The 498-nt window shown below is 32.9% G+C and carries 1 protein-coding gene; it reads right to left on the reverse strand.

Going from position 1 to position 498, the window contains the following annotated elements; translation table 11 throughout:
• A partial coding sequence (locus B0A64_RS07670) for a hypothetical protein (RefSeq protein ID WP_165769778.1) occupies positions 1–498 on the reverse strand: 498 nt, incomplete at both ends.

Genomic DNA, 498 nt, shown 5'->3' on the forward strand with positions numbered 1-498 from the left:
ATAATTTCGAGTTTTGCTCCTGGGCTTGGGCGATAAAAATATTGAGGATAAACAATGTACGTGTCTTTTGTCTCGTTTCTTATTACTGCTTTATTGTAAAAAGGACCTTTGTCAATTAAAATTGTCACTAATTTTCCTTCGCCCATTATTTTCATTTTACCTTTTACAACTTCAATACCAATTGATTGATTAAAATCATCTTTTAATTCTGTTTCCCATTCTTCTGAGCTTTCTTTTTTATTAAAATAAAAAGCTTGATCTATTTCTTTTACTCTATTGTGTTGTTCTTTTGCTAATCCTTCAATATCTTTATTTCGGTACAAATCGGCAATTTCGTTCATTCTGCCTTTTACTTCTGCCTCTAGCTTTTCAGGGTCTTCTTTGCTCAAATCAACTCCTTTGCTCCAACCTTCTAACGTATAAGGAACTGTGGCTGTAAATTTTCCTTCCAATTCTATAAAGGGTAAGTCTTTGTCTATTTTCGGTAGGTCAGCTTTC

The organism is Flavobacterium araucananum (assembly GCF_002222055.1).
Taxonomy (GTDB): Bacteria; Bacteroidota; Bacteroidia; order Flavobacteriales; family Flavobacteriaceae; genus Flavobacterium; species Flavobacterium araucananum.